This is a genomic window from Aeromonas sp. FDAARGOS 1402 (genome assembly GCF_019046925.1).
Classification (GTDB): Bacteria; Pseudomonadota; Gammaproteobacteria; order Enterobacterales; family Aeromonadaceae; genus Aeromonas; species Aeromonas caviae.
The window spans coordinates 1,608,715-1,617,500 of record NZ_CP077201.1; the positions used below are offsets into that span (position 1 = coordinate 1,608,715).

Genomic DNA, 8,786 nt, shown 5'->3' on the forward strand with positions numbered 1-8,786 from the left:
TCCTGTGGTCAGCCCAGCCAGTACACCATCAACTCATAGGCGGCTTCGCCCACCTGGTCCGGTCTGGCTGACGGGGCCTGATAGCTGAGGTAATAGCGGGTCGCCTGCGCCAGGGGGAGGGCGCGGCTTGCTTCGAGGGGTTGTCCGTTGAGCGCCAGCGTGATCCGGAGATCATCCTGCTGTGGCAGGGAGCCGTAGAGTGCGCGGGCTTGCAAACGATAGGTGGTGTTGAAATCCGGGTGGCTCAGGTCTGCTGCCAGGATCTGGACGGGAGCCTGTGCCGGATCCGAATTGATGGCCTGGAGGCCTGGGTGGGTAAGCGCTACTTCCATGTTGGTCTCTTTGCTGGCGGTGGCCTGCCAGTTCAGCTGGCTCACCTGCGTATTGGCGTGAACGGCGGCACTGCTGCAACCGATCATCACTGCCAGCACCATGCTTTTTTGAAACATAGTTATCTCCTTTGTCGGACTGGGCCCTCCTTGGCGAGGGCCTCCTCTTATCGGCGCTTTCCCCGAAAGCTGAACCGCTCTCCCCGGATTCGCCCATGAGTCGGCGGCAGATAAGGGGTATGATCCGCCCCCTGGCGCCATGCCATTGACGGAGGAGAGCCATGCTCGAAAATCAGATGATGTTGTTGGCGGTGTTTGAGCGGGCGGCGCTGATGCTGATGACGCTCTTTCTTCTCACCCGCACCCGGCCGTTTCAGCGATTGTTCCAGAAGCGTGACCACACCCCTGCCGAGCTGGTGCTGGTGGCGGCCATCTTCTGTCTGTTCGCGGTGTTCAGCACCTACACCGGCATTCCGGTGGAGGGGGCCCTCATCAATGTGCGGATCATCGCCATCATCTCGGGCGGCATCCTGTTCGGCCCCTGGGTCGGCATTCCGGCCGGGGTCATCTCGGGGCTGCACCGCTATCTCATCGACATGGATGGCCACACCTCCATTCCCTGTCTCATCGCCAGCATCATCGCCGGCCTGCTCGCCACCTGGCTGCACCTGCGCTGTCGCAAGTCGCGGCTCTGGCTCTATGGCATCCTGGCGGGCATGGCCTGCGAGGGGCTGACCATGCTGCTTATCTGGCAACTGACCGAGCCCCATGCGGTAGGTGTGGAGATAGTCAGTCATATTGCCTACCCGATGATCGCCGGTGCGCTCTGTATCGGGCTCATTATCAAGCTGGTGCAGGATCTGGACGACGAGAAGGAGCTGATTGCCGCCAAGCAGGCCAAGCTGGCGCTCGACATCGCCAACAAGACGTTGCCGTTTTTCCAGAACATCGATCGCCACTCCCTGAGCCAGGTGTGCGGCATCATTCGCAGCGAGATCAGCGCCGATGCGGTGGCCATCACCGATACCCGCGACGTGCTGGCCTATGTGGGGGTGGGCAAGGATTACTACGAGCTGGACGAGCACCACGCCATCAGCGACATGACCCACAGAGCGGTGCTGCTGGACCAGATCATCATCAACAACGATCTGCGCCAGTATCACCTCTCCGATTTTCACTCGGTCATCATTATTCCGCTGCGGGAAAACGGCGCCGTCAGCGGCACCCTCAAGATCTACTATCGCCGCACCCACAGCATCACCAGCTCCCTCAAGGAGATGGCGGTGGGTCTCTCCCAGCTCATCTCCACCCAGATGGAGGTGTCGCGCATCGAGCAGCTCAAGGAGATGACCCGCAAGGCGGAGTTCACCGCGCTGCAGAGCAAGATCAACCCCCACTTCCTGTTCAACGCCCTCAATGCCATCTCGTCGCTGATCCGCATCCGTCCCCAGCAGGCACGCCAGCTGATCGCGAACCTCGCGGATTACCTGCGCTACAACCTCAACAAGGGGGACACCCTCATCGACATCCAGGAGGAGCTGCAGCAGGTGCGCGACTACGTGGCCATCGAGCAGGCCCGCTTCGGCGACAAGCTGGAGGTGGTGTTTGAGGTGGACGACGTGCATATCCAGGTGCCGAGCCTGCTGTTGCAGCCGTTGGTGGAAAACGCCATCCTGCACGGCATCCAGCCCCGCAGTGCGCCGGGTCGGGTCACCATCGAGGTGAAGCAGCTGGCGGGCGGCATCCGGGTCGCGGTGCGCGACACCGGCTACGGCATCAGCCAGGCGGTGATCGACGGGGTCGCCGCCGGTCGGGTGGAAAGCCGCAGCATCGGTCTGATGAACGTGCATCAGCGTGTCAAGCTGCTCTATGGCGACGGCCTGCACCTCAAGCGGCTGGAGCCGGGGACCGAAGTCTGTTTCTATCTGCCTGATCAGGAGGCAATGCCATGCTGAAAGCCATCATAGTGGAAGACGAATACCTTGCCCGCGAGGAGCTGGCCTTTCTGGTGGGGCAGCACAGCAACATCGAGATAGTGGCGAGCTTCGAGGACGGGCTGGAGGCGTTCAAGTATCTGCAGGATCACGAGGTGGACGTGGTGTTTCTGGATATACAGATCCCCGCCATCGACGGCCTGCTGCTGGCCAAGAACCTGCACAAGTCCAGCCATCCGCCCCACATCGTCTTCGTCACCGCCTACAAGGAGTTTGCGGTGGAGGCGTTCGAGCTGGAGGCATTCGACTACATCCTCAAGCCCTACAACGAGCCGCGTCTCATCAATCTGCTGCAGAAGCTCGAACTGGCGGGCAAGTCCCAGCCCCAGGGTGCGGAGTCCGGGTTGCCACAGAACCGCACCGTCAATCTGGTGAAGGGGGAGCGCATCATCGTCACCCCCTGCGAGCAGATCTACTACGCGGAAGCCGACGAGAAGCTGACCCATGTCTACACCCGTACCGATCGCTACGTGATGACCATGACCCTCAGCGAGTTCGTCAGTCGGTTGCCTGCCGAGGGGTTCTTTCGTTGCCACCGCTCCTACTGCGTCAACATCAACAAGATCCGCGAGATAGTGCCCTGGTTCAACAGCACCTATCTCATCCGGCTCCATGACCTGCCGTTCGAGGTGCCGGTCAGCCGCAGCAACATCAAGGCATTCCGTCAGCTGATGCGGCTCTGATTGTCATTCATTCCCGCCGATCTGCATTTCATGCCTTAATCGGTCGGCGGGAGTGGCGTCTTGCCTATAGTGGCCCCAGTTTCCTTAAGGCCATTCCTCGAGACGCATCATGACCATCGATCTGAATCGCACCCGCTACCTCACCCTGTTGGGGACCATCATCACCCAGTTCGCGCTGGGATCCGTGTACACCTGGAGCCTGTTCAACGCCCAGCTTTCCGACAAGCTGGACGAACCGGTGAGCCAGGTCGCCTTCGCCTTTGGCCTGCTCAGCCTCTCCCTGGCGGTGGCCTCCTCCCTGGCGGGCAAGCTGCAGGAGCGGTTCGGGGTGCGCAACGTCACCCTGGGCGCCGGCGTGCTGCTCGGCATCGGCTTCTTCCTCACCGCTCATGCCAGCAACCTGGCGATGCTCTACCTCTGCGCCGGCATCCTGGTCGGTTTTGCCGATGGTACCGGTTACCTGATGACCCTCTCCAACTGCGTGAAGTGGTTCCCGGAGCGCAAGGGGCTCATCTCCGCCTGCTCCATCGGTGCTTATGGCCTCGGCAGCCTGGGTTTCAAGTACATCAACCTGCTGCTGCTCTCCAGCAATGGCCTTGAGACCACCTTCCAGCTGTGGGGGCTGATCGCCATGTCCATGGTGCTGGTGGGTGGCATGCTGATGAAGGATGCACCCCAGCAGGCCGCCGCCGTGCAGCAGAGCGAGAGCCGCGACTTCACCCTGGCCGAGGCGATGCGCAAGCCCCAATACTGGATGCTGGCGCTGATGTTCCTCACCGCCTGCATGAGCGGGCTCTACGTCATCGGCGTGGCCAAGGACATCGGCGAGAAGATGGTGGGCCTGCCGGCCGTGGTCGCCGCCAACGCCGTCGCCATCATCGCTATGGCCAACCTGGGTGGCCGGCTGGTGCTGGGCATCCTCTCCGACAAGATGTCCCGTATCCGGGTCATCACCATCGCCCAGTTGATTACCCTGGCGGGCATGGCGCTGCTGCTGTTCGTGCCGCTCAATGCCAACCTCTTCTTCGTGGCGGTGGCCTGTGTGGCGTTCAGCTTCGGCGGCACCATCACCGTCTACCCCTCGCTGGTGAGCGACTTCTTCGGCCTCAACAACCTGACCAAGAACTACGGCGTCATCTATCTGGGCTTTGGTCTGGGCAGCATCATCGGCTCCATCGTGGCCTCCCTGTTCGGCGGCTTCATGGCGACCTTCAACCTCATTCTGGTGTTGCTGGTGGTGGCCCTGGTGCTCTCCCTCACCATCCGCCTGCCAGCTCCCGTTGCGGCTGTCGACAGGGCCTGACCCCTCTCGATTCTCAAGTCATAAAAAAAGACCCGGGCCTTGGCCCGGGTCTTTGCATGTCAAGGGGTGGACTCAGCGCGGAGGCAGACCCAGCAGGGCGCGCAGCTGGTGCGCGGTGGCCTCGACCGCCGCCCAGTCGCGGCCAGTGACGGTGACGTGGCCCATCTTGCGGCCGGGGCGGGCTTCGCCCTTGCCATAGAGGTGAAGGTGCACCCCGGGCAGGGCCAGGGCGCCGGCCCAGTCCGGCGTGCCGTCTTGCCACAGATCCCCGAGCAGGTTGAGCAGGATGGCGGGCTGAACCTCAGCCTGTGCCGGCAACGGCAGATCGCACAGGGCGCGCACCTGTAACTCGAACTGGCTGCAACCGGCGTTGTCGATGCTGGGGTGACCCGAATTGTGGGGCCGGGGGGCCATCTCGTTGACCAGCAGTTCACCGCCGACCAAGAAGAACTCCACCGTCAGCACACCCACATAGTCGAGGGCGGCGATGATGTGCTCGGCGATGCGCTGGGCTTCGCGCTCCAGGGCGGGCACATTGGCCGGGGAGCGGGTCTGATCCAGGATGCCGCCGCTGTGCCAGTTCTGCACCAGAGGCAGGGCACTGATGGCACCGCTCGGACTGCGGGCCAGGGTGAGGGCAAACTCCCCCTCCAGTGGCAGGCGTTTTTCCAGCACGCAAGGGACACCGCTGGCGGCCAGGGCCGCTGGCAATTCGCCCGCATTGTGGATAGTCCACTGCCCCTTGCCATCGTAGCCCTCGCGGGCGGTCTTGAGGATGGCGGGGAAGAGGTCGCTGGGCAGGGCGGGCAGCGGCTCGCCGGGCAGCAGGGTCAGGTTCGGGGCGACCGGTACGCCGGCGCGGGTCAGGAAGGCTTTCTCTTCCCGGCGATCCTGACAGACACGTACTGCGCTCGCGGCCGGGCGCACCGGCTTGTACTGCTCCAGCAGGGCCAGGGAGGCGGCGGGCACGTTTTCGAACTCGCAGGTGATGGCGTCGCAGCGGCTGGCCAGATCGCGCAGGGCATCGGTATCGTCATAGGCGGCAACGATCTGCTCGTCGGCGGCTGCACCGGCGATGCTGATGGGGTCCGGGTCCAGCACGATCACCTTGTAGCCGAGACGGTGGGCAGACATCACGAAGTAGCGGCCGAGCTGGCCGCCACCGAGCATACCCAAAGTGGCGGGGGGCAGTATCATGCCGGCTCCTCCAGGGTGAGCGCCAGCACCCGGTCGCGCTCCTTGGCGCGGAAGCCGTCGAGCTGCTGGTGATAACGGGGAGCGTCGCCATCTTGGGCGACAGACAGCAGGGACACGGCGAACAGACCGGCATTGGCGGCACCCGCCTCGCCGATGGCGAAGGTGGCGACCGGCACGCCCTTGGGCATCTGCACGATGGAGAGCAGGGAATCCATCCCCTTGAGCTGGCGGGTGGGGATGGGCACGCCCAGCACCGGGATCGTGGTCTTGGCGGCCAGCATGCCCGGCAGGTGGGCTGCGCCGCCGGCGCCGGCGATGATGGCGCGCAGACCGCGATCGCGCGCACTGGCGGCATATTCAAACAGGAGATCCGGGGTGCGATGGGCGGATACGACGCGCGCTTCATAGGGCACGCCGTGCTCCTTGAGGATGCGGGCGGCGGCCTGCATCACGGGCCAGTCAGAGTCGGAGCCCATTACCAGGCCGATCATAGGGGGGGTCGTCATTACGGCTTCCTCGGATGTCAAACGTTTGCCGCATGTTACCAAAAAGCCGTGGGATCTGGCTCAACATTTCTTGTGTTTGACCCGCTCGAATGACGGTCAACGAGCCTCAAGGTACGAGAGGGGGCGAGGATCTGCGCCACTTGGCACCGACTTTGGGTAAAAACGACATTAGAAATCCAGATGGCTATACATCCAAGACGGCTCTGCCTATAATCCCCCCGCTTTGGCGCATCATGCTTAAAAGGGAATCCGGTGAGAATCCGGAGCTGGCGCGCAGCGGTAAGGGGGAACGAAGCGACATCAGGGCACTGCCGTCAGGTGGGAAGCCGTCGCCGTAGGCCATCAGCCCCCAAGCCCGAAGACCTGCCAAAGTTCGTATTTCGGGCCGAGAGAAACCGGCCACGAAGTAGATGCTTACGCGAACTTAAGGATCTCTCATGTCCAAGACATTATTGGCGGCTGCCCTGTTGCCAACGGCGGCCTTTGCCCAACAACTGACCATCCCCGTCAATCCCACCATGGTGGTGACCGCTACCCGTGTCGCCCAGCCTGCCTCCAGTGTGCTGGCGCCCGTCAACGTGGTGACCCGTGACGAGATCGATCGCCTGCAAGCCCAGACCGTGACCGACGTGGTCAAGACCCTGCCCGGCGTGGAAGTGGTCAGCAACGGCGGCCGCGGCCAGCTCAGCTCGCTGCGGGTACGTGGTGGCACCTCTTCCCAGACCCTGGTGCTGGTGGACGGGGTGCGCAGCGCCTCTCTGACCGCCGGGATGACCGAGCTCAACAACCTGCCCCTCAACCAGGTGGAGCGGATCGAATATATCCGCGGTGCGCGCGCCACCATTTATGGATCCGATGCCATCGGTGGGGTCATCAATATCATCACTCGCCCGGATCAGGGGACCAATCAACACAAGTTCAACTTGGGTGCGGGCTCCCACAAGCAGCGTCAGGCCGCCTTCAGCAGCGCCAGCCAGGTGGGTGATGCGGGTCAGATCAAGGTCGCTGGTGGTTTCGATGACGAGACCGGCTACAACGTGCATCCCATCGTCGGGGTGAACGATGGCGACAAGCATGGCCACCGGGGTTACAACGCCATGGTGGATTATCAGCAGGCGCTGGCCAGCAACTGGGATCTGTTCGGTACGACCCGTTGGTTCCGCAACATTGCCCAGTACGACAGATCCTCTGCCGCTTCCGCCTGGGGCCCGGCGTTTCATCAACGCAACGAGACCTGGACCGAGAACCAGAGCTACCAGCTCGGCTCCCGCTATCATGACGAGCGCTACCTGAGCGAACTGCGCGGCGCCTTCTCCAAACAGGATGCCTACGACTACCCGGATACCAGCGGCCGCGATCAGTCCGCTGATCGACTCTATACCCGTCAATACACCCTGAACTGGGTCAACAGCGTCAAACTGGACGAGAGCTGGACCCTGGGGGGCGGCGCCGACTGGCAGCGCGACATGCTGGACGATAGTTCCCGCTCCTCTGGCGTCGCCTTCCCGAGTGACGCCGATGAGCGTGACAACACCGGGCTCTATGCCCTGGCCCAGTTTGACAACCAGGTCTGGCAGGCCGAGCTGAGCGGTCGCAGCGATGACAACGAGCAGTTCGGACGTCACAACACCTGGCAAACCGGCGCTGGCTGGCGCTTCGTTGAGGATTATCGCCTCAGTACCCGCTACGGCACCGGTTTCCGTGCCCCCTCCTTCAACGATCTCTACTACCCAGGGTCCGGCAATCCTGATCTGAAGCCGGAAGAGTCGAAAAGCCACGAGTTGATGCTGGACGGACAGACCGCTGGTGTGGAGTGGCGCTTGACCGGTTATCGCAACGACTTCGAGCAGATGATCCAGTGGGCACCGGACAGCCAGGGCATGTGGACGCCGCAAAACGTCGGCAAGGCGCGGATTGAAGGGGTTGAGCTGGAAGGGGAGTTCGAGACCGGCTGGCTGAGCCATCGCGTTTCCGCCGAATACAAGGATCCCAAGGACAAGGTCACCGACAAGCAGTTGCAGCTGATCTCCCGCAAGGGTGCCAAGTGGGTGAGCCAGGCGCAGTGGCAGCAGTTCGATGGCTCCCTGAGCTGGATCTACCAGGGTGAGCGTTATGGTGACGCGGCCAATACCACCCAGCTGGGCGGCTACAGCGTGTGGAACCTGGCGGTGGGCTATCAGGTTGCACCGTCCTGGAAGGTCTCCGGCAAGATCAGCAACCTGCTGGACAAGGAATACCAGACCTCGGTGGGTTACCCGGCTGACGAGCGTGCCTACTATGTGACGGTGGACTACGCACTCTGATCCCCTTGTCTGGATCTGAAAAATCAGGGGCCCTGCCATTGGCAGGGCCTTTTCTATTGGCGCCGGGCGGGAGTATGATCGCGGCCTCGTATTCAAGGGGGAGCTCAGGTGGCCAATATTCTCGTGTTCGACTCCGGTATGGGCGGTCTGACTGTCTATGGGGAGATCCGTCGCGCTCTGCCGGAGCACAACTATTTCTACAGTTTCGACAATGCCCACTTTCCCTATGGCGAGCTGAGTGAGGCTGCCCTCATCGAGGCTTGTACCGGACTGGTCAGCCACATGGTGGCCGAGCACGCCATCGATCTGGTGGTGATCGCCTGCAATACCGCCAGCACCATTGCCCTGCCATCCCTGCGTACCGCACTCAGCATTCCCGTGGTCGGCGTGGTCCCCGCGATCAAGCCTGCCGCCGCCCTGACCCGTAACGGCTACATCGGTCTGCTGGCAACGCCCGGCACCGTCAGCCGT

The 8,786-nt window shown here is 62.7% G+C and carries 8 protein-coding genes and 1 riboswitch (1 of these 9 running past the window's edge); of the genes, 5 read left to right on the forward strand and 3 right to left on the reverse strand.

The window, feature by feature from the left end; translation table 11 throughout:
• Positions 1-8: 8 nt before the first annotated feature.
• Complete coding sequence (locus tag I6L32_RS07675) at positions 9-449, reverse strand: hypothetical protein (RefSeq protein ID WP_045522692.1); 441 nt, start codon at positions 447-449, stop codon at positions 9-11.
• Positions 450-610: 161 nt separating this feature from the next.
• Here I6L32_RS07675 and I6L32_RS07680 point away from each other — a divergent pair, with 161 nt between their 5' ends.
• The 3 genes from I6L32_RS07680 to I6L32_RS07690 all read left to right on the forward strand — a co-directional run bounded on the left by I6L32_RS07680 (position 611) and on the right by I6L32_RS07690 (position 4,309).
• On the forward strand, positions 611-2,284 hold the full coding sequence (locus I6L32_RS07680; protein WP_039040684.1) for a sensor histidine kinase: 1,674 nt from the start codon (positions 611-613) through the stop codon (positions 2,282-2,284).
• Positions 2,278-3,006, forward strand: a complete 729-nt coding sequence (locus I6L32_RS07685) for a LytTR family DNA-binding domain-containing protein (protein ID WP_069651566.1) — start codon at positions 2,278-2,280, stop codon at positions 3,004-3,006. Before I6L32_RS07680 ends, I6L32_RS07685 begins: the two co-directional genes overlap by 7 nt.
• A gap of 109 nt (positions 3,007-3,115) precedes the next feature.
• On the forward strand, positions 3,116-4,309 hold the full coding sequence (locus I6L32_RS07690) for an MFS transporter (RefSeq protein WP_045522696.1): 1,194 nt from the start codon (positions 3,116-3,118) through the stop codon (positions 4,307-4,309).
• 72 nt (positions 4,310-4,381) lie between these two features.
• On the opposite strand, the gene I6L32_RS07695 is transcribed toward I6L32_RS07690, so the two are convergent.
• Both I6L32_RS07695 and purE read right to left on the reverse strand, forming a co-directional pair.
• Positions 4,382-5,506 carry a 5-(carboxyamino)imidazole ribonucleotide synthase gene (locus tag I6L32_RS07695; protein ID WP_049636933.1) on the reverse strand — a complete coding sequence of 375 codons (1,125 nt, stop codon included), beginning with the start codon at positions 5,504-5,506 and terminating at the stop codon, positions 4,382-4,384.
• On the reverse strand, positions 5,503-6,012 hold the full coding sequence (purE, locus tag I6L32_RS07700; RefSeq protein ID WP_029313402.1) for a 5-(carboxyamino)imidazole ribonucleotide mutase: 510 nt from the start codon (positions 6,010-6,012) through the stop codon (positions 5,503-5,505). Before purE ends, I6L32_RS07695 begins: the two co-directional genes overlap by 4 nt.
• 207 nt (positions 6,013-6,219) lie before the next feature.
• A riboswitch (cobalamin riboswitch) is annotated at positions 6,220-6,398 on the forward strand.
• 51 nt (positions 6,399-6,449) lie between these two features.
• Between purE and I6L32_RS07705 the strand changes: the two genes are divergently transcribed.
• Together I6L32_RS07705 and murI are read left to right on the forward strand one after the other, a co-directional pair.
• Positions 6,450-8,315, forward strand: a complete 1,866-nt coding sequence (locus tag I6L32_RS07705) for a TonB-dependent receptor (RefSeq protein ID WP_049636934.1) — start codon at positions 6,450-6,452, stop codon at positions 8,313-8,315.
• Between the two features lie 108 nt (positions 8,316-8,423).
• Positions 8,424-8,786 carry the beginning of a glutamate racemase gene (murI, locus tag I6L32_RS07710; RefSeq protein WP_049636935.1) on the forward strand. Its footprint extends 426 nt past the window's final position, so only the first 363 of its 789 coding nucleotides appear in the window; its start codon is at positions 8,424-8,426; the stop codon falls past the right edge of the window.